Here is an 18,459-nt window from a genome sequence, read left to right as displayed (position 1 = left end):
CTCTCGGGCGCGGGCGCCCCGTCCGCCGGGGCGCCCGCGCCCGAGAGCCGGTGCAGGGCGCCGCGCAGCCGGGTCAGACGCGCCGCGTAGGCGTGCTCCAGCGCGAGCGTGCCGGACAGCCACACCAGTTCGGTGCGGAGCTGATCCGCCCACGCGGTGTCGGTGATCGGCCGGTAGACCCACAGCGTGCCGCTGATCCGCCGCGCGCAGCGGCGCAGCAGCCGGGCGGCCTCGGCCGCCTCCTCGGCGTCCGCTCCGCTCTCGCGCTGCTGTCGCAGGCTCCGCAGAAAGTCCCCGGCCTGTGTGTTCAAGTACCACGACAGCACATCGCCCGCCGTGGCCGTCGCGAGCGCCGGCCCGGCCGCCGTCCCTGCCGCCGCCGCGTCGACCCCCATCACACCGTCCGTCATCGTGTCGTACCCCCCAGGGCCGAGGGCAGCGGCGGGTGGAGCGCCGTGCGACCGGCCGGCCCCCGTAACCCCGACCGGCGACGACAGATCATGTCGCTGTACCACGCCGTCGCCTCCGGGCGTCTATGAGCGTTTCCTGTATGTTCCGCAACGGCTGTCCGTCCGCGTCCGTTGCGTGCCGCGTCCACTCGCCGTCCGGGCCCAGGTGCCAGGAGGAGGTGGAGTCGGACATGCCGGACTCCAGCAGACGGCTGAGAGAGGCGCGGTGGCCCGGGTCGGTGACCCGCACCAGGGCCTCGATCCGGCGGTCGAGATTGCGGTGCATCATGTCGGCGCTGCCGAGCCACACCTCGGGCTCTCCCCCGTTCCCGAACGCGAAGACCCGCGAATGCTCCAGGAACCGGCCGAGGATCGAACGGACCCGGATGTTCTCCGAGAGCCCAGGCACTCCCGGCCGCAGCGCGCAGATGCCCCGCACCCAGACGTCCACCGGCACACCCGCCTGCGAGGCCCGGTACAGTGCGTCGACGATGGCCTCGTCGACCATCGAGTTGACCTTGATCCGTGCGTAGGCGGGCCGCCCCGCCTTGTGGTGGGTGATCTCGCGGTTGATCCGGCTGATCAGCCCGTCGCGCAGCGACCTGGGGGCGACCAGCAGCCGCTGGTAGTTCTCCCGCCGGGAGTAGCCGCTCAACCGGTTGAACAGGTCGGACAGGTCGGTGCCGACCTTCGGGTCGGCGGTCAGCAGCCCCAGGTCCTCGTACAGCCGGGCCGTCTTCGGGTGGTAGTTGCCGGTGCCGACGTGGCAGTAGCGGCGCAGCGTGTCGCCTTCCTGGCGGACCACCAGCGACAGCTTGCAGTGGGTTTTGAGGCCGACCAGGCCGTAGACCACGTGGCAGCCGGCTTCCTCCAGCTTGCGCGCCCACTTGATGTTCGCCTGTTCGTCGAAACGGGCCTTGATCTCGACGAGGACCAGCACCTGCTTACCGGCCTCGGCGGCGTCGATGAGCGCGTCGACGATCGGCGACTTGCCGGAGGTCCGGTAGAGCGTCTGCTTGATCGCGAGTACGTCGGGGTCGGCGGCCGCCTGCTCCAGGAAGGCCTGGACGGACGTCGAGAAGGAGTCGTACGGGTGGTGCAGCAGTATGTCCCGCTCGCGCATCGCGGCGAAGATGTCCGGTGCGGAGGCAGACTCGACCTCGGCGAGGTCCCGGTGCGTCCCGGCGACGAACTTCGGGTACTTCAGCTCCGGCCGGTCCAGCGCCGCTATGCCGAAGAGCCCGGTGAGGTCCAGCGGCCCCGGCAGCGGATAGACCTCGGCCTCGGAGACCTTCAGCTCGCGCACCAGCAGGTCGAGCACGTACGGGTCGATGGACTCCTCGACCTCCAGCCGCACCGGCGGTCCGAAGCGGCGCCGCAGCAGCTCCTTCTCCAGGGCCTGGAGCAGGTTCTCCGCGTCGTCCTCCTCCACCTCCAGGTCCTCGTTGCGGGTCACCCGGAACATGTGGTGCGCCAGCACCTCCATGCCGGGGAACAGCTCCTCCAGATGCGCCGCGATCACGTCCTCCAGCGGTACGTACCGCTGCGGCGACGCCTCCAGGAACCGCGAGAGCAGCGGCGGGACCTTCACACGCGCGAAGTGATCATGGCCGCTGACCGGGTTGCGCACCACGACCGCGAGGTTGAGGGAGAGCCCGGAGATATAGGGGAAGGGGTGCGCCGGGTCCACCGCCAGGGGCGTCAGGACCGGGAAGATCTGCTGGCGGAAGAGCGTGAAGAGGCGGGACTGCTCGTCCTCCGTGAGATCCGGCCAGCGGATCAGGTGGATGCCCTCCTCGGCCAGCGTGGGCGAGACGTCCTGCTGGAAGCAGGCCGCGTGCCGGGCCATGAGCTCCCGAGACCGGGTCCAGATCAGCTCCAGCACCTCACGGGGCTGCAGCCCGGAGGCGGAGCGGGTGGCGACTCCGGTCGCGATGCGCCGCTTGAGGCCGGCGACCCGCACCATGAAGAACTCGTCCAGGTTGCTCGCGAAGATCGCGAGGAAGTTCGCCCGCTCCAGCAGCGGCGTGTTCGGGTCCTCGGCCAGCTCGAGCACCCGCTCGTTGAACGCCAGCCAGCTGCGCTCACGGTCGAGGAACCGCCCCTGGGGCAGCGCCTCCCCCTCCGCGTCCACGCTGTCGACCTCGTACGAGTCCAGATCGCCGTCGAGGTCGGGGTCCAGGTTCCGGACAGGCGGCGCGGCGACGGCATGCGGCCGGTGGGCCGCGATGGAGCCGACCGAGGGCTGAGGCTGCGGCTGCTGCGGGTGGGGCTGCGCGTGGGCGGGGGCCTGACCGCTGGAGTGGTTCATGTCCTCATTGTTCCGCGCCGAAGGCGGGAACGGCTTACCGGAAGCCGGTGCTGAAGCGGCACGGAGCCTCCGGTTCGAGGTGGGCGGCACGGCGGGCTGCATTCAGCGATGCTTGCAACCGAGTTTGAATCGCCGGTAACGGAGACATGGCGCGTAGGAAATCGCGATCCATCCCGCAGGCGACCTGGCGCCCCCGCCGGGCGCCGGACGCGCTCCGCCCGCGCCCCGCGCGCTGCCGCGCCGCCCACCGTCCCACAGGCGGCCCCAGGTCCCGTGCCCCTCTCCCCGGCTCAGGTCTCCGTGCGGTACATGAGATCGGTCTCGTACGTCGTAAAGCCCTGCCGCCCGTAAACAGCCACGGCGGGGAAATTGTCGGCGTCGACGTACAGCATCGCCGTCGGCAGCCCCCGCCCCGCCAGGTGCCGCAGCCCGATCGCGGTCAGCGACCGGCCGAGCCCGCCGCCCTGCGCCTCGGGCCGCACCCCCACCACATACACCTCGCCCAGCCGCTCCTGCGCATGCACCTTGGTCCAGTGGAACCCGACGATCTCCCCGCCCCGCTCGGCCAGGAAGAAGCCCTCGGGGTCGAACCACGGCTCCCCCATCCGGTCCTCCAGATCGCGCAGGGTCAGCGAGCCCTGTTCGGGGTGGTGCGCGAAGGCCGCCGCGTTCGCCGCCAGCCAGGCGGCCTCGTCCTCACCCGGCCGGAAGGTCCGTACGGTCACGCCCTCCGGCAGCACCGGCTCGGGGATGTCCAGCGTCGCCGGCGGCCCCAGCGGCCGGCGCATCTGCCGCAGCTCCCGGAACAGCGTCAGCCCCAGCACCTGCGCGAGATGGCGCGCCGAGGAGTGCCCGCCGTGCGCCCATACCCGCAGCCGCTTGCCGGACTCGCGCAGCAGCGTCACGCCCAGCGCCCGGCCGTGCCCCTGCCCCCGGTGCGCCGGATGCACGACCAGCTCCGCGGCCGGAGCCTCCACCGGGTCGGTGTCCTCCAACTGCGCGTACCCCACGAGCTTCCCGCTCGGCTCCTCGGTCAGCAGCAGATGGCGCACCCCTTCCCGCCGCCCGCGCAGCTGCAGCCGCCCCTGCTCGGACACGGCCTGCTGACCGTCGGTGCGCGCGGCCTCCGCGACGAGCCGCAGCACATCCTCCGCCATGGTGGGCGTCACCTCGTCGAGGACATCGATCCGGCGGGCGCCGGCCGCCTCGTTCAGCACGTCATTCATGCTCCCGAGCCTACGGCCAGGCCCTGGCCGGGCAGCCGGCCGCGCATTCCCTTGTCCGTGGGTCACTCGCCCGACGGATCCCCGGCTCCCACGCCGAACCGTCCGCACACCTCATGCCCCCGCCATACCGCCGAACGGGTGACGCCCGCCCCCTCTGCTCCGGTCGCCCGCGCGCAATGAGCTCGTAACCTCGATCCCCCTGCCCCGCTACGCGCGTTGACCGTAAGCTGCCGCGCACAACCACCACGGTTCACAGAACGGTTCAAAGAGGGGAACCACATGCCAGCGACACCTGGGCGGCGCCGCGCGGCCCGCCGGTTGACCGCCGCGGCGGCCGTGCTGGCCGCAGCGGCCGGAGTCCTGTCCGCCGCGGGCCCGGCAGGCGCGAACGCCGACTCCGCCGACTCCGCCAAGCCGCGCCCGGCCCGCACCGTCGATGTGCAGCTGCTGTCGTTCAACGACCTCCACGGCAACCTGGAGCCCCCGCAGGGCTCCTCCGGCACCGTCACCGAGACCCAGCCGGACGGCACCACCAAGGCCATCCCCGCGGGCGGCGCCGAATACCTCGCCAACGCGCTGCGCACCGCGCGCAAGGGCCACCCGTACTCCATCACCGCCGCCGGCGGCGACATGATCGGCGCGAGCCCGCTGCTGTCCGGCCTCTTCCACGACGAACCCACCGTCGAAGCGCTCAACAAGCTCGACCTGGACGTCACGGCCGTCGGCAACCACGAGTTCGACGAGGGCCGCGCCGAGCTGGAGCGCATCCAGAACGGCGGCTGCCACCCCAAGGACGGCTGTTACGAGGACGGCAAGACCTTCCCCGGCGCCGACTTCCCCTACCTCGCCGCGAACGTCACCGACGAGAAGACCGGCAAGCCGATCCTCAAGCCCTACACCGTCTGGCAGCGCAACGGCGTCAAGATCGGCTTCATCGGCGTCACGCTCGAAGGCACCCCCGACATCGTCACCGCCGAGGGCGTCAAGGGCCTGAAGTTCCACGACGAGGTCGAGACGATCAACAAGTACGCCAAGGAGCTCAACCGCAAGGGCGTCAAGTCGATCGTCGCGCTCATCCACGAGGGCGGGCTGCCCGCCTCCACCTCGTACAACTACAACTGCGACAGCTCCGGCCCGGGCGCCGGTATCTCCGGCCCGATCGTCGACATCGCCAAGAAGATCACCCCGCAGGTCGACGCCCTGGTCACCGGCCACACCCACCAGGCCTACGCGTGCACCGTCCCGGACCCCTCCGGCACCCCGCGCACCGTGACCTCCGCCGCCTCCTTCGGCCGCCTCTACACCGACACCACCCTCACCTACGACCGCCGCACCGGCGATATCGTCCGCACGAAGGTGAAGTCGGCCAACCACGTCGTCGACCGGCAGCAGCCCAAGGCCGCCGATATGACCGCCCTCATCGGCCGCTGGAACAAGCTGGCCGCACCGGTCGCCAACCGGCCCATCGGCTACGTCTCCGCCGAGATCCCCGGCCGCGGCTCCACGGGTTACGAGTCACCGCTCGGCGACGCCATCGCCGACGCCCAGCTCGAAGCGCTCTCCCCCGCCGACAAGGGCGGCGCCCAACTCGCCCTCATGAACCCGGGCGGCATCCGCTCCGACCTCGCCTACGCGGCGTCCGGCAGCGAGGGCGATGGCGTCGTGACATACGGCGAAGCCTTCACTGTGCAGCCCTTCACCAACATGCTGAACGTCATCGACCTCACCGGCGCCCAGCTCATCACCGCCCTGAAGCAGCAGGTCAGCGGCTCGAACGAGGCATCCCCGAAGATCCTCCAGGTCTCCAAGGGCCTCACCTACACCCTCGACCTCACCAAGACCGGCGCCGACCGCGTCGTCGCCGACTCGGTGAAGCTCAACGGCGAGGCCATCGACCCGGCCAAGACCTACCGCGTCGCGATGAACGAATTCCTCGCGGGCGGCGGCGACGGCTTCCCCGCCTTCAAGGACGGCAAGAACAAGCTGGTCGGCCAGTCCGACCTGGACGCCTTCACGACCTACCTGGGCGCCCACTCCTCGGCCACCTCGCCCCTGGCTCCGCCGGCGGCGGACCGGATCAAGATCGTGAAGTGATCTGACTGCGCTGAGCGTTACGGACGCGGCCCGGCCCCCAACGGAATCCATTGGGCGCCGGGCCGCGCTGCTTCAGACGGCGTTAACCTTCCGGCCGCCCTGTCAACCCAACCATTCCACCTCCTCGTTGGTCTCACCCAGCCAGACGACGAACGACCGGAAGAGGGAACGGGTATGCGCAGACGCTTGCTGTCCGTAGGTGCCGTGACGGCCGTGGTCACCGCCGTGGTCACGGGGGTGGCGCTGGCGGGGACCTCGCATATCGCCGCGAGCACCGGCGACCCGGGCGGCGGCAGCGACGCCATGAACCTGGCGTCCGCCACCGCGGGTTCGGGCAAGGCCGCCGACGTGGACGGCGACGGCTACGACGACCTCGCCGTCGGGGCGCCCGACGCCGCCACCAAGGGGTACGCCAAGGCCGGTTACGTGGCCCTGACGTACGGCACCAAGAACGGCATCCAGGTCAGCCGGCACAAGGGGCTCACCCAGTCGACCACCGGGGTCCCGGGCACACCGGAGGCCGGTGACCGGTTCGGCTCCGCGCTCGCGCTGGGCGACATGGACGGCGACGGATACGCGGACCTGGTCGTCGGCGCGAGCGGCGAGGCCATCGGCGACGTCAAGGGCGCCGGTTCGGTGACCGTCGTCTTCGGCTCCGCAACCGGCCTGTCCACCAAGGCCATCGCGTTCCACGCGCCCACCGTCACGGCGCGGCAGGGCTTCGGCGGCCGACTGGCCCTGGGCGACTACAACCACGACGGGCGCAAGGACCTCGCGGTCGTCGACGGCACAAAGGTCGACGTCGTCCTCGGGGCCAAGAACCTGCGCTCGACGCCCACCCCGAAGATCACCCGGATCACCCCGCCCGGCGGCGGCGCCGGAACGGGCGGCATCTCGAGCGGCGACATCAATGGCGACGGCTACGACGACCTCGTCACCGTGGCCTACTTCGACGACCCCGCCGACGAAGGCACCCTCGGCGTGCTGCCGGGCTCCAGGACCGGCCTGAAGAGCACACCGCTCGGCCGCAACGTCGGGTTGCCCTTCGCCGGCTACAAGGCCGTGGTCGGCGACATCAACGGCGACGGCAAGGCCGACGTCGTCATCGACACCGGCTTCTCCGACGGCCCCGACGACTATCTGCTGCGCACCTTCCCCGGCAGCGCGAGCGGCCTCGACGCAGCGGGCGCCGTGGTCTGGAACGGCGACCCCCACCAGGGCACCGCGGCCCGCCTCGCAGACGTCAACGGCGACCGCCACGCCGACCTGCTCATCGGCGACCCGAACGCCAACGACAGCGACGGCTTCTCCAACGCCGGAGCGCTCACGGTCGTACCCGGCAGCGCGAACTGGCTGACCGCCTCGAAGGCCCAGACCCTGTCCCTCGACACCAAGGGCGTCGTCGGCGTCGCCGAGACGGGCGACCTGTTCGGCTCCGCAATGGCCCCCGGCGACTACAACGGCGACGGGACGGCCGACCTCGCGGTGGGCGCCCGGGGCAAGTGGCGCGGCACCGGGGCCGTCAGCATGCTGTACGGCGGCGGCGACGGTCTGACCGGGGCCGGCTCGATCCTCTTCGGCCCGGACTCATTCGGCTACGAGGCGGTCAAGGCGTCCTTTGGGGCGGCCCTTTCCGGGTGACGTTACGGGTGACGTCACGGGCACCGGGTGGCCGCGAGGTGGTCCAGGCGGCCGGCCTTGGTGCCGCGTATGAAGGCGCGGAGAGCGGCGGGTGTCGTGGTCAGGATGGCCTCGGGCTCGTCGCTCTCGCGTATTGCGATGCCGTCGTCGGCAGTGGCGACGTTCACGCAGTTGGATGCGTCCGCGCTGTAGGAGGACTTACGCCACTGATACGTGGACACGTTTCTCACCTTTCACATGCTGTGCATGATGCCGTGGATGAAGTCCCGCGACTGAGCCGGCTTGAGGGCAGTCGTCTCCATCCGTTCGAGAAGGGCTCTGTACTTGCCCAACTCAGCCTCAGCGTCGATGAACTGACACCCGTGAGCTGAGTCGAGCTGCACCGTGTCGAGCTGCGGCACAGCGCCAGAGACATAATCGAACGATTGCCCTGTCCCAGGGAAGGTGCCGCCGCCACTGAACGGGATCACCCGGACGTTGATGTTGTCCAGCTCACTCATCGCGATGACGTGTTCGTGCTGTGCGCGGACGGTGTCCAGGCCACCGAACTCCATCCGCAGGGCGGCCTCGTGGATGATCGCGGTGTACGACACTGGGCTGCCCTCATGGAGAATCGCCTGGCGCTTCATCCGGTGGGACAGCCGGTGCTCCACCTCGTAAGCCCTCAGCGGCGGAGCCGCTTCCCGCAACACTGCCCGTGCGTGATCAACGGTCTGTAGCAGCGCGGGGATATGAATGACCAGCGCAACGCGGATCTCCTGAGCCTGATGCTCCAGCTCCGCCAGATCGGCGAAGCTGGCTGGTAGATGCTCCCGGTACTCGTCCCACCAGCCTCGTGTGCGCCCGCCTGTCATCTCCGCCATCGCGTCTACCAGACCGTCCTCCGCGCAGCTGTAGTTGCGCGCGAAGAGCCGCACACGATCCGCGCTCACCGGATATCGACCGGCCTCGATGCTGCTCAGACGAGCCTGAATGATCCCATGCCGCGCGGCGGCAGCGGTTGAGGACAAGCCCGCTCGTTCACGAAGCTTCCGCAGCTCCGTGCCAAGGCGGCGCTGCGTCAACGTCGGGGTATTACTCGGCGGCATCCGCTCTCCCTTGTCACCCACACGAAGTCATTTGGCAGCACTGCTGCCGATTTCATAGCAGGTCTACCACTCGCTGCTCTACGGTGTGGGCCCAACCCACTGAACTCCACCCGCCCGAGGGAGACTCCATGGCAACCGTCTCGCCGCAGAACCCCGACCCCAGCGCATCCGACGACGCCGACCAGCCCTGGACGTACACCCTCCGCCTCCCCAACGACCCGAGGGCCGCCCGGATCGCGCGGGTCACTCTCCGGGCGGTCCTGTCCGGCCACGGCATGGCCGAGCTGACCGAGACCGCCGAGCTGCTGACCAGCGAGATGGTGACCAACGCCCTCTGCCACTCCGACGGCCCCGCCCAACTCCGCCTGCGTCACCTCTGCGAGAGCCGTCTCCGGGTCAGCATCTGGGACACCAACCCGCTCATCCCCGCGCCCTTCGACACCCCGCCCGGCCGACTCGACCGCTTCGCCGCCCTCACCGAAGTCGCCGCCAAGGCCGACGACACGCACGGCCGTGGCCTGCTCATCGTCCGGCTCTGCGCGGACAACTGGGGCGGCTACCCACTCGCCGACGACCTCTTCGGCATCAACGGAAAGCTCCTGTGGTTCGAACTCACCCCGCGCCGCGACGCGTTCGACATCGCGGCTTGAGCGCTCCGCGGCAACTGCTGCGGCGCGGGGGCGAGCCGGTCAGTCGGCCGCCTGATTCTCAGCTGGGTCGCTTGGCCATGACGACCAGACCCGGCCCGCTGTACTCCTCAGGGGGGAGCCGGAGTTCGGCGACCGGCTGCAGGCCGGCCTGCTCGATCAGATCCACGAGCTGTTCCGGACGCCATTTGTGTGTTGTCCAACGAACGGGTACGCCTCCGTAGGCCTCGGTGCGCACCGCGTCTTCGTCGCCGACGTGTGTTGCGGTGATGAAGTGTCCGCCTGGCTTCAGGGCGTGCGCGAACAGGGCGAGAACCTGAGGAAGGACGTCACGGGGGAGGTTGAACAGTGACCACCACCCGAGCACGCCGCCAAGGGACGCTTCATCAAGGTCGAGATCGGTGGCAGAGGCGACGCTGAAGCGGCAGTGCGGATGAAGACGGCGCGCGTTCTCGATCATACGAGGGGAGAGATCCACCCCGGACACGTCGAGTCCGCGCTCGGCGAGGTAGGCGGTCACCGTTCCGGGTCCGCAGCCGACGTCGAGGACGGGCCCAAGCCCGCTCACGGTGTCGGCGAAGGCATCGATTGATGCCTTGAGCCATGGATGACGACGGATGTCGCCGACTCCCGTCGTCACCACCATGTCGGCGTAGTTGTCGGCCACACGGTCATAGGACTCACGGACCACGTCGAGATCGGCTGGGCGATCAATAGGGTGCGCGCGCATCAGCCGATGATAGGACTGCGCGACGGCCTACAGACGGGCTTGCGTCGTCAACTCTCACCAGCCCTCCGCGACGCCCACAGATGTGGAGTGGGGGTTCATCGAGCCGTACCTGCCGATCGGCGAGTACGGCCCGTACCCGGTGCGGCTGCGGCAGCAGTTCGAAGGGGTGCTGTGGCGGTTCCGGACGGGCGGGCAGTGGCGGGGTCTCAGCGGCAGTCGCATTCCCGGATGTCGGGATTTCGGTGGCCTGCTGCCGCCCGGGGAGCGGGGATCGTGCGCCGCCAGCGCGGTGTCGGCCCGCGGGCTCAGGCGAGGGCGGCGACGAGCAGGGTGAAGGCGGCGACGATGACGGCGACGCGGACGTAGTGGAAGCGGTCCCAGCGGTTCATCTGCTGCTTCCAGTCGGCGGGCCGGTTCTCGGGGGTCCATGTCTTGCCCCGGTTGTTGATCGGGACGAGCAGCAGGATCGACATGATCACGCTGATGATCAGCAGCGCGCCGGCGGTGACGACGAGGCCGGCGCCATTGTGGCGCCATCCGGCGATGGCCCAGACCGCGACGAGGACGAGCGAGCCGATGTACCAGAACGGCATCAGGGCGCCGAGCATCCGGCCCCCGTGGGCGCGGCCGAGTTGGCCACTGTCCTCGGGGAGGGCGTTGAAGATCGGGTTCATGACGAAGGCGACGGAGAACTCCACCCCCACCATCAGGCCGACGACCACGGTGGTGATGACCTCGAGTGCGTTGAGCATGATGCCCCCTCCTGGGACCTAGCGGCGCTAGGTAGTGAGTCAATACTAGATCCACTGCCGCTCGTTTGTCTAGCGGCGCTAGGGTCGAATCATGTCGGTACGGGAACGCAAGGAGCGCGAACGGGCGGGCCGTGAACGCCTCATCTTGGCGACGGCCCGCGAACTCGCTGAGCAGCAAGGCTGGGACGCGGTCACCACCCGCCGCCTCGCCGAGCGCATCGAGTACAGCCAGCCCGTCCTCTACAGCCACTTCCGCGGCAAACGCGAGATCATCGGCGCCGTCGCCCTCGAGGGCGCCGCCGAGATGGCCGCGGCCCTGCGGGCTGCGGCCTACGCTGCGGACGGCCCGCGCGCCCGGGTCACCGCCCTCGCCCGCGCCTATCTCGACTTCGCCGAGCACAACCCCGCGGTCTACGACGCCATGTTCCTGCTCGACGGCGGCCTGGCGTTCGCGGAGGAGGACACTCCGGAGCCGCTGAAGGACGCCTTCGCCGCGCTGCTGGAGACTCTCGGCGAGGTCGCCGGCGACGGCGTCCACCCGGGACTGTTCACCGAGGTGTTCTGGGCGGCCCTGCACGGGCTGGCGACCCTGGCCCGGGCGGGACGACTGCCGCCGGAGGACACCGAGTGGAGGACGGAGCTGCTGGTGGACCGGCTCGCCATGGTCTGACGCACCGTCCCAGCGGGCACGCAGCCGGGGTCCTCGGGCCCGGCTGCGTGCCTGCGGCATCCGCTCCGGTCACTCGCGCCCACACGGCGCAGCCGCAGACGCGCTGCGGCGCTCGGGATCCGGCTCGTTGAAGACGTCGAGGAGGTTGCGGCGCATCAGGTCGGCGACAGTGTTGTTCATGGGCGGTCCTTCGGGTCGTACCGGCCGGCATCATCGGTCAGGCGTTCTGATACGGGGCCGGGCAATGCCAAGTTCCTGCGCTTCGAACTCACCTCGCACCCGGAGGCGTTCGACATCGCGGCTTGAGGCGGCCGCAGTTGTAGTGTCCCGCCATGCCGACCCGACGCCTGGCCTTTGTGGCTCCGCTTGACGAAGATGCCGAGGTCGAATGGGACGCGGACGGGGGATGGCGTCACGTCGCGGCCACCGTCAATCCCCCCGTCCCCACGATCTGGCCGACGTGTCGCCTTAAGTCAAGTTGCGCGAACTTTCTGGCACTCCGCTCCGCTGCGCTGCGCGTTGGCTGCGCTTCGCTTCGCTGGGCCTGTGCGCCGTCTCGCGGCATTCGGCTCACGCGGGTGCGGCTTTCGTCTCGGACCCTCCGGGTCCAAAGCGCCAGCAGGAGGAGGGAAGGGGGGCGGCTGGCCCGGTGTCCCGGTTCCTCGACCCGGCGGGCGGCTGAGCTCACGACAGGCCCCGCTGCGCTCCGCCGCAGCTGCTGCCGCGCGGTGGCCGACCGGTCAGCCGGCCCCCCACCCCCTCATAAAAAGACGCTTGATCTAGTACTTGATGCAGAGCAAGCACTTTTTTAAGAGGGGGCGGGGGGAGGCCCCCAACCGGACCGGCGTCCACCGCTCCGGGCGACCACACACCGCTCCGCCACCCCGTCGACCGGTGACGGCCCCTGGCGCTGGACGGCGACGAGACCTCCGCCGCCCCCTCCCCTTCCCGCTGCTGGCCGCTTTGCGCCGAAGGCGCGAGATGATACCCGCGCCCGCCTATCCGACCATGCCGTCCAGCGGCGGGGCGAGCTGGCCGCGCCGCGGCCTGATGCGGCGTTCACCTCAGCCAGCGTTGATCAGGTCCAGCACCTCGGACGTGGGCCGGACATCGCCGAACGACCGATAGATGGTGTAAAGGGTGGCATTGTGGTCTTGATCCCCGCGCGCCGCGTTCGCATCGGCGACCATGATGACCCGGAAGCCGAGGGTGCTGGCATCGCGCGCGGAGGACTCGCAGCACACGTTGGTCACGGTGCCGGTGATCAGGACGGTGTCGATCCGGCGGTCTTTCAACAGCTCCGGCAGGGGGCAGCATCCCGGGAAGAACGCGCTGGCTGCGGATTTCTCGACCAGGAGATCGCCGGGTCGCACGGTGAAGTCCTGCCACAGACGCCCGGCCGGCGGCCCGGTGCCTCCGGAGGTGCGGTACGTCTCGGCGACCTCGGGACCGAAGAACTCCTCGGCCACCGCGGACCGTTCGCGCACTTCCGGCAGGACCCAGGCGACGGTGCCGCCGGCCGCGCGAAGGGCGTCGGCGAGGCGGGTGATGTTGGGGACGATGCCGCGGCAGTACGGATTCTGCGACACGAAGAACGGCACCATGTCGACAACGACAAGCGCGGTGCGGGCCGGGTCCAGGTGGGTGAAGGCGAAGCGACGGCCACGACGCTGCTCGTGCCGGGCGTACTCCTGGCTCTCGATCCGCCACGCATGCTGTTGCGCCTCGCTAGCCCCGCCAGTCACCGATGCCATCCCACGCGACCTCCAGCTCGCGCGCGCGAACCCCACCGAGCTCGGCGGCGACCACCCTATGCACGTCGCGCATCTTCTGCATGCCGTTCATCCGGTCAAGTTCGGCACCGATCTCCCGGGTCCGCGGGTCCCTCCCTTTCATGCTCAGGAAGCCCCGGGTCCTGGCGATCACGGCGAGCTCGTCCAGGAGTTGGTCGGTGCGGGTGTCCTCGTCGACCGGGGAAGCGGGGGCGGAGCGCAGGGGCATGTACGTGGGCTCGGACCGCGGTCGGCGACCGCGTAGGGCGGCGAAGAAGCCGCCCAGCACGAAGAGAGCAACGACCACGCCGATCAGTGCCGCCATTCGTGCCGCCGACTCCATACCGTCTCCTTTCCCAGGGCCGATGGCGCCGCACGCTAGTGGGGGCGGTCGGGGACCGGTCCCCGACCGCGGGGACCGGTCCCCGTCAGACCGTGAGCGTCCGTCCGTGGGCGTCGCCCTCCACCGCGTCGGCGTAGGCGCGGGCGACATCCGCCGCCGGGGTGCCGATGGAGGGGTCCATGTCCAGGGCGAGAAGGGTTTCGCGGACCCAGCCGGGGCTGACCGCGTTCAGGCGGATGCCGCGCGGCATCTCCGTGGCGGCGGCGTACACGAACGCCTCCAGGCCCGCGTTGACCAGGTAGCCGAGCGAACTGCCGGGGATGGGCTCGGTGAAGCGCCCGCTGGTGAGGGTGATGGAGCCGCCGTCGCGGAGGTGCGCGAGTGCTCGCCGTACGAGGTTCACCTGCCCGATCAGCTTGCCGTCGAGCCCGCGCCAGAACTGCTCGTCCGACGGGGCGTCCAGCGGGGTGAGCCCCCCACTGGCGGCGCAGCACACCACCGCGTCCAGGTGGTCGTCCCCGACGCCCGCGAACAGGGCGTCGATCGACGCGGTGTCCGCCATGTCCACCCGTACCGGGCCACGGCGGGAGGCGCACAGCACCTCGTGGCGCTCCGCCAACGCGTCGGCGACCGCGCTGCCGATGGTTCCCGTCGCGCCGATCACAAGAATCTTCACTAGCTGTCCCGTCCGTTCCGCTGATGCTGGTCCTACTCAGGCTGCGGCGGGCGGCGGGCCGTACCCAGCCCCCTGCCGGGGATACACCCGTGGTGACTACACCTGGCAGGTGCAGGCACGGCGGGCGCGCGTCCACGAGACTGGGGGTATGGACACGCGTGAGGAGCTGGGCGAGTTCCTGCGGTCGCGGCGGGGGCGGCTGCGGCCCGAGGACGCGGGGCTTCCGTCGTACGGGGGACGGCGCCGGGTGCCAGGGCTGCGGCGGGAGGAGCTGGCGCAGCTCGCGGGGGTGAGCGCGGGCTACTACACACGGCTCGAACAGGGGCAGAGCCCCAACGCCTCGGACGCCGTGCTGGACGCCGTCGCCCGCGTGCTGCGGCTGGACGAGGCCGAGCGGGCCCATCTGTACTCGCTGGCCCGGCCGAAGCCGAGGGCCCGTCGCCGGGCGGCCAGGCCGGAGCAGGTGCGGCCGGGGGTGCGCGTGATGATCGAGTCGTTCGGGGATGTGCCCGCGCTGGTCATGGGGCGCTTCTGCGATGTGCTCGCATGGAACCGGATGGCCCATGCCCTGATGGCCGGACACCTCGACTTCGACGCGCCGAACCGCCCGGCCGAGCGCCCCAACATCGCCCGCCTGCTCTTCCTCGACCCACACACGCGCGAGCTGTACGCCGACTGGCTCCGCAAGGCCCGCTCCACCGTCGCCGATCTGCGGTTGATCGCCGGGCGTTACCCGGGCGACCCCGCGCTGACGGGCCTGATCGGCGAACTGACGGTGGAGAGCGCGGAGTTCGCCAGGCTGTGGGCCGCGCATACGGTGGGCGACTGCGGCACCGCCGCTCGCACCTACCGCCATCCCGTGGTGGGCACCATGACGCTGATGTGCGAGTTGCTGGCGCTCCCGGAGGACGAGGGGCAGCGGGTGGCCGTGATGAACGCCGAGCCGGGTTCCCCGTCCGAGGAGGCGCTGCGGCTCCTCGCCGATCTGACCGCCGTGTCCCCGGACACGTTCTGGACAGGACCGCGCAACAACCGCCTGCCAGAATCGGGCGGTGCCGGTGTACGCAGAACACACCGCGGATGATGGAGGAGCCCCGTGCCGCTGACCTCGGAACCGTTGCGGAAGCTGGGCTTCTTGACCATCGGGCTGTTCGACGAGGCCGACCCCCGCCAGGGCCATGAGTCGACCCTCCAGATCATCGAACTGGGCGAGCGGCTGGGTTTCGACAGCGCCTGGGTACGCCACCGCCATCTCCAGTACGGCATCTCCTCCCCCGTCGCCGTCCTGGCCGCGGCCTCGCAGCGCACCAGCCGTATCGAGCTGGGCACAGCGGTCATCCCCCTGGGCTGGGAGAATCCGCTACGCCTCGCCGAGGACCTGGCGACGGTCGACATCCTGTCAGGGGGGCGCCTCAACCCGGGGGTCAGCGTCGGCCCGCCGATGCACTACGAGCGGGTCAAGGACGCGCTCTACCCCGACACCGCCGACGCCGAGGACTTCGGCTTCGAGCGGGTACGGCGGCTGCTGGACCTCGTACGGGGCGAACCGGCCACCGACTTCAGCGGCACCGAGGGCTTCGAGCCCTTCTCGGACCGCGTCCAGCCCCACTCTCCCGGTCTGGGCCGCCGCCTGTGGTACGGCGGCGGCAGCCTGCGGTCGGCTCAGTGGGCCGGTGAGCACGGGATGAACTTCCTGACCAGCAGCGTCGTCAAGGCGGAGGGGTCGGAGGAGCCCCAGGGCTTCGCCGAGATCCAGCTCTCGCACATCCGGACCTTCCGCGCCCACCACCCCGACGGCGACCGCGCCCGCGTCTCCCAGGGACTCGTCGTCATCCCGACCGACAGCGCCACACCGGAGCAGCGGGCCAAGTACGAGGCGTACGCCCGCGAGCGCACGCCTCGTACGGCCACACCACAGGGACCGGCCCGCCTGATGTTCGCGCCGGACCTCGTCGGAACCTCGGCCGAGATCGCCGAACGGCTCTACGCCCACGCCGCCTTCCGGGAGATCGACGAGGTCGCGTTCGCGCTGCCGTTCACCTTTGAGCACGAGGACTACGTTCAGATCCTCACCGACATCGCCACCAGGCTGGGCCCGGCGCTGGGCTGGCGAGCGGCCGTCTAGGCCTTCGATGGCATCACTTGGCATCGGATGGCACGGCTTGGCGCCATCAGGCGCCATCCGGCGCCATTCCAGGCTTCCAAAGCGGTGCGAGCACGTGTGGCACCACAATGAACCAGGTAGCCCCCTTCTCATTTCCGCAGGTCAGAGCGGCCATCCTTAAGTTCACCCCCACGAGGCACCGTCGGGGCTTGCATATGGCGCCACAGTGATGCCATGATGACGTCATGGACCTCACCCCGTATGTCGACAACCTCCGCCGTGAACTCGCGGTGGCCGCCGAAGCCGGCGGGGACGATGCCCGCGAGCTGGCCGAACGGCTCACCGCTCCCCTGGAGTCGGCGACCCGGCTGACCATGCTCAACGTGCTCTCCGCCGCAATGGACGAGATCACCCGCGAACTCGCCCCCGGCTCCGTCGACCTACGGCTGCGCGGGCTGGACCCCGACTTCGTCGTGACACCACCGCCCACCGACAGCGGCGCCCCCGCACAGCCGGCCGCGCCCGTCGAACCCCTCAGGCCCCCGACCCCCGCCGAGGGCGACGAGGGCGGCACCGCCCGCGTCAACCTGCGCCTGCCCGCCCACCTCAAGGCCCGTGCCGAAGAGGCCGCGACCCGCGAGGGCCTGTCGGTCAACGCCTGGCTGGTGCGCGCCGTCTCAGCCGCGGTCGAGGGCGGCACCGCGCCGCGTACGGCACAGAAGACCAAGAGCATCGGACAGAGCTTCACGGGCTGGGTGCGCTAGCCGCACCCCCTGCCCGCACCACCTCACCCGCCCCACACGACTTCATCCACACCGCGTCCCACCTGCGAGGACGCCACCAAGACTCAAGAGGACGGTACAGCCATGCCTTCTTTCGACACTCCCGAAGCGATCTCCGTCACCGCCCACGTGGAGGCCGGTTCCATCCAGTTCATCGCGGGCGACCGCCTTGAGACCGTCGTCGAGGCGCGGCCCCGCGACCCCAAGCAGGACCGGGACGTGCGGGCCGCCGAGCAGGCCCAGATCACCTACGCGAGCGGCACCCTGACCGTCCGGACCCCCAAGGCGCGGAATTCGCTCCGCCGGCCCGGCATCGTCGATGTGACGGTCGAACTGCCCACCGGCTCGCGGATCGACATGACCGGCGCCTGGACCCAGGTGTTCGGCGACGGCCGGCTCGGCGAAGTCCGGGTCAAGACCTCCGCCGGCGACGTCCGCCTCGAGGCCACCGGCCCGCTCCAGCTGACCGCCTCCCACGGCTCGATCGCCGTGGACCGCATCGAGGGCACCGCCGAGATCACCACCAGCTCCGGCAGCCTGCGCGTCGGCACCATCGACGGCTCCGCCGTCCTGAAGAACTCCCACGGCACCACCACGGTCGGCACCGCGACCGGCGACCTGCGGGTCAGCGGCTCCCACGGCGACATCAGCATCGACCGCGCCGAGAGCTCGGTGGCCGCCACCACCGCCCACGGCACCCTGCGCGTCGCCGAAGTCACCCGCGGCACCGTCCAGCTGGAGACCTCCTACGGCTCCATCGAGGTCGGCATCCGCGAAGGCACCGCCGCCTGGCTCGACGCCAACTCCGGCTCCGGCCAGGTCCGCAACACCCTCACCACCTCCGAGAGCCCGGACAAGGCCCAGGACACCGTCGAGGTCCGCGCCCGCACCCGCCACGGCAACATCGACATCCGCCGCGCCCAGGCCTGACCCCCCAGAAGAACCCGCCTCACCTCACCCCCCTCAAACACTTCAGCCTTCGATTGGGAGGGCCCCATGCCTTCATCTGTCATGCCCACATCCAGGCAGAGCGGCGGTCACCCGGCACCGGCCGCCATCTCCACCGTCGGTCTGCGCAAGTCGTATGGCGACAAGACCGTCCTCGACGGCATCGATCTCCACATCCCGGCCGGCTCGGTGTTCGCACTGCTCGGCCCGAACGGCGCCGGCAAGA

At 70.4% G+C, this 18,459-nt stretch carries 18 protein-coding genes and 2 pseudogenes; 10 read left to right on the top strand and 10 right to left on the bottom strand.

The window, feature by feature from the left end; all coding sequences use genetic code 11:
- The 3 genes from CCN51_RS31740 to mshD all read right to left on the bottom strand — a co-directional run.
- On the bottom strand, window positions 1-410 hold a 410-nt coding region (locus CCN51_RS31740), incomplete at its 3' end, for a CHAD domain-containing protein (RefSeq protein WP_143675938.1).
- An 88-nt stretch (window positions 411-498) separates the two neighbouring features.
- A complete protein-coding gene (locus CCN51_RS31735) occupies window positions 499-2,760 on the bottom strand; it encodes an RNA degradosome polyphosphate kinase (RefSeq protein WP_014177604.1) in 2,262 nt (753 codons plus the stop codon).
- Window positions 2,761-3,050: 290 nt separating this feature from the next.
- Window positions 3,051-3,986 (bottom strand): mycothiol synthase, encoded by a 936-nt coding sequence (mshD, locus tag CCN51_RS31730; protein WP_043487115.1) that lies wholly within the window; start codon window positions 3,984-3,986, stop codon window positions 3,051-3,053.
- 279 nt (window positions 3,987-4,265) lie between these two features.
- On the opposite strand from mshD, the gene CCN51_RS31725 reads away from it, so the two are divergent.
- Both CCN51_RS31725 and CCN51_RS31720 read left to right on the top strand, forming a co-directional pair.
- A complete protein-coding gene (locus CCN51_RS31725; RefSeq protein WP_043487118.1) occupies window positions 4,266-6,080 on the top strand; it encodes a bifunctional metallophosphatase/5'-nucleotidase in 1,815 nt (604 codons plus the stop codon).
- A 174-nt stretch (window positions 6,081-6,254) separates the two neighbouring features.
- Window positions 6,255-7,721 (top strand): FG-GAP-like repeat-containing protein, encoded by a 1,467-nt coding sequence (locus CCN51_RS31720; protein WP_014177607.1) that lies wholly within the window; start codon window positions 6,255-6,257, stop codon window positions 7,719-7,721.
- A gap of 14 nt (window positions 7,722-7,735) precedes the next feature.
- Here the strand turns inward: CCN51_RS31720 and CCN51_RS31715 are convergent, their stop codons facing one another.
- Both CCN51_RS31715 and CCN51_RS31710 read right to left on the bottom strand, forming a co-directional pair.
- Window positions 7,736-7,942: a DUF397 domain-containing protein gene (locus CCN51_RS31715; protein WP_014177608.1), complete on the bottom strand. Its 207-nt coding sequence runs from the start codon at window positions 7,940-7,942 to the stop codon at window positions 7,736-7,738.
- Window positions 7,943-7,954: 12 nt separating this feature from the next.
- Complete coding sequence (locus tag CCN51_RS31710; protein ID WP_043487120.1) at window positions 7,955-8,809, bottom strand: helix-turn-helix domain-containing protein; 855 nt, start codon at window positions 8,807-8,809, stop codon at window positions 7,955-7,957.
- 128 nt (window positions 8,810-8,937) lie between these two features.
- Here CCN51_RS31710 and CCN51_RS31705 point away from each other — a divergent pair, with 128 nt between their 5' ends.
- A complete protein-coding gene (locus tag CCN51_RS31705; protein WP_014177610.1) occupies window positions 8,938-9,459 on the top strand; it encodes an ATP-binding protein in 522 nt (173 codons plus the stop codon).
- 58 nt (window positions 9,460-9,517) lie between these two features.
- Here CCN51_RS31705 and CCN51_RS31700 read toward each other — a convergent pair whose 3' ends face one another.
- Window positions 9,518-10,186, bottom strand: coding sequence for a class I SAM-dependent DNA methyltransferase (locus CCN51_RS31700; RefSeq protein WP_043487122.1), 669 nt, complete (start codon window positions 10,184-10,186; stop codon window positions 9,518-9,520).
- An 82-nt stretch (window positions 10,187-10,268) separates the two neighbouring features.
- Here CCN51_RS31700 and CCN51_RS59705 point away from each other — a divergent pair.
- Window positions 10,269-10,392 (top strand): annotated as a pseudogene (locus CCN51_RS59705) (transposase); the annotation flags it as partial.
- A gap of 99 nt (window positions 10,393-10,491) precedes the next feature.
- Here CCN51_RS59705 and CCN51_RS31690 read toward each other — a convergent pair.
- A complete protein-coding gene (locus tag CCN51_RS31690) occupies window positions 10,492-10,938 on the bottom strand; it encodes an anthrone oxygenase family protein (protein WP_014177612.1) in 447 nt (148 codons plus the stop codon).
- A 91-nt stretch (window positions 10,939-11,029) separates the two neighbouring features.
- On the opposite strand from CCN51_RS31690, the gene CCN51_RS31685 reads away from it, so the two are divergent.
- Window positions 11,030-11,608: a TetR/AcrR family transcriptional regulator gene (locus CCN51_RS31685; protein WP_086860389.1), complete on the top strand. Its 579-nt coding sequence runs from the start codon at window positions 11,030-11,032 to the stop codon at window positions 11,606-11,608.
- A 1,064-nt stretch (window positions 11,609-12,672) separates the two neighbouring features.
- Here CCN51_RS31685 and CCN51_RS31680 read toward each other — a convergent pair.
- The 3 genes from CCN51_RS31680 to CCN51_RS31670 all read right to left on the bottom strand — a co-directional run bounded on the left by CCN51_RS31680 (window position 12,673) and on the right by CCN51_RS31670 (window position 14,399).
- A complete protein-coding gene (locus CCN51_RS31680) occupies window positions 12,673-13,362 on the bottom strand; it encodes a cysteine hydrolase family protein (protein WP_014177615.1) in 690 nt (229 codons plus the stop codon).
- Window positions 13,337-13,723 (bottom strand): hypothetical protein, encoded by a 387-nt coding sequence (locus CCN51_RS31675; protein ID WP_014177616.1) that lies wholly within the window; start codon window positions 13,721-13,723, stop codon window positions 13,337-13,339. Before CCN51_RS31675 ends, CCN51_RS31680 begins: the two co-directional genes overlap by 26 nt.
- 85 nt (window positions 13,724-13,808) lie before the next feature.
- The gene (locus CCN51_RS31670) at window positions 13,809-14,399 is read right to left on the bottom strand and encodes a short chain dehydrogenase (RefSeq protein WP_014177617.1); all 591 of its coding nucleotides are present in this window, start codon (window positions 14,397-14,399) and stop codon (window positions 13,809-13,811) included.
- A 148-nt stretch (window positions 14,400-14,547) separates the two neighbouring features.
- Between CCN51_RS31670 and CCN51_RS31665 the strand changes: the two genes are divergently transcribed.
- The 5 genes and pseudogenes from CCN51_RS31665 to CCN51_RS58090 form a co-directional block, all read left to right on the top strand.
- Window positions 14,548-15,483, top strand: coding sequence for a helix-turn-helix transcriptional regulator (locus CCN51_RS31665; RefSeq protein ID WP_014177618.1), 936 nt, complete (start codon window positions 14,548-14,550; stop codon window positions 15,481-15,483).
- Between the two features lie 12 nt (window positions 15,484-15,495).
- Window positions 15,496-16,524: an LLM class flavin-dependent oxidoreductase gene (locus CCN51_RS31660; RefSeq protein ID WP_014177619.1), complete on the top strand. Its 1,029-nt coding sequence runs from the start codon at window positions 15,496-15,498 to the stop codon at window positions 16,522-16,524.
- A gap of 224 nt (window positions 16,525-16,748) precedes the next feature.
- Entirely contained in the window at window positions 16,749-17,267 is a 519-nt protein-coding gene (locus tag CCN51_RS31655; RefSeq protein ID WP_014177620.1) for a toxin-antitoxin system HicB family antitoxin, read from the top strand.
- A gap of 102 nt (window positions 17,268-17,369) precedes the next feature.
- Entirely contained in the window at window positions 17,370-18,215 is an 846-nt protein-coding gene (locus CCN51_RS31650; RefSeq protein ID WP_014177621.1) for a DUF4097 family beta strand repeat-containing protein, read from the top strand.
- A gap of 81 nt (window positions 18,216-18,296) precedes the next feature.
- Window positions 18,297-18,459 (top strand): annotated as a pseudogene (locus tag CCN51_RS58090) (ABC transporter); the annotation flags it as partial.

It is taken from the genome of Streptomyces milbemycinicus, assembly GCF_002154605.1.
GTDB classification, from domain to species: Bacteria; Actinomycetota; Actinomycetes; order Streptomycetales; family Streptomycetaceae; genus Streptomyces; species Streptomyces milbemycinicus.
The sequence above is the reverse complement of the archived record's forward strand: the minus strand, read 5'-3'. Positions and strand labels throughout refer to the sequence as shown.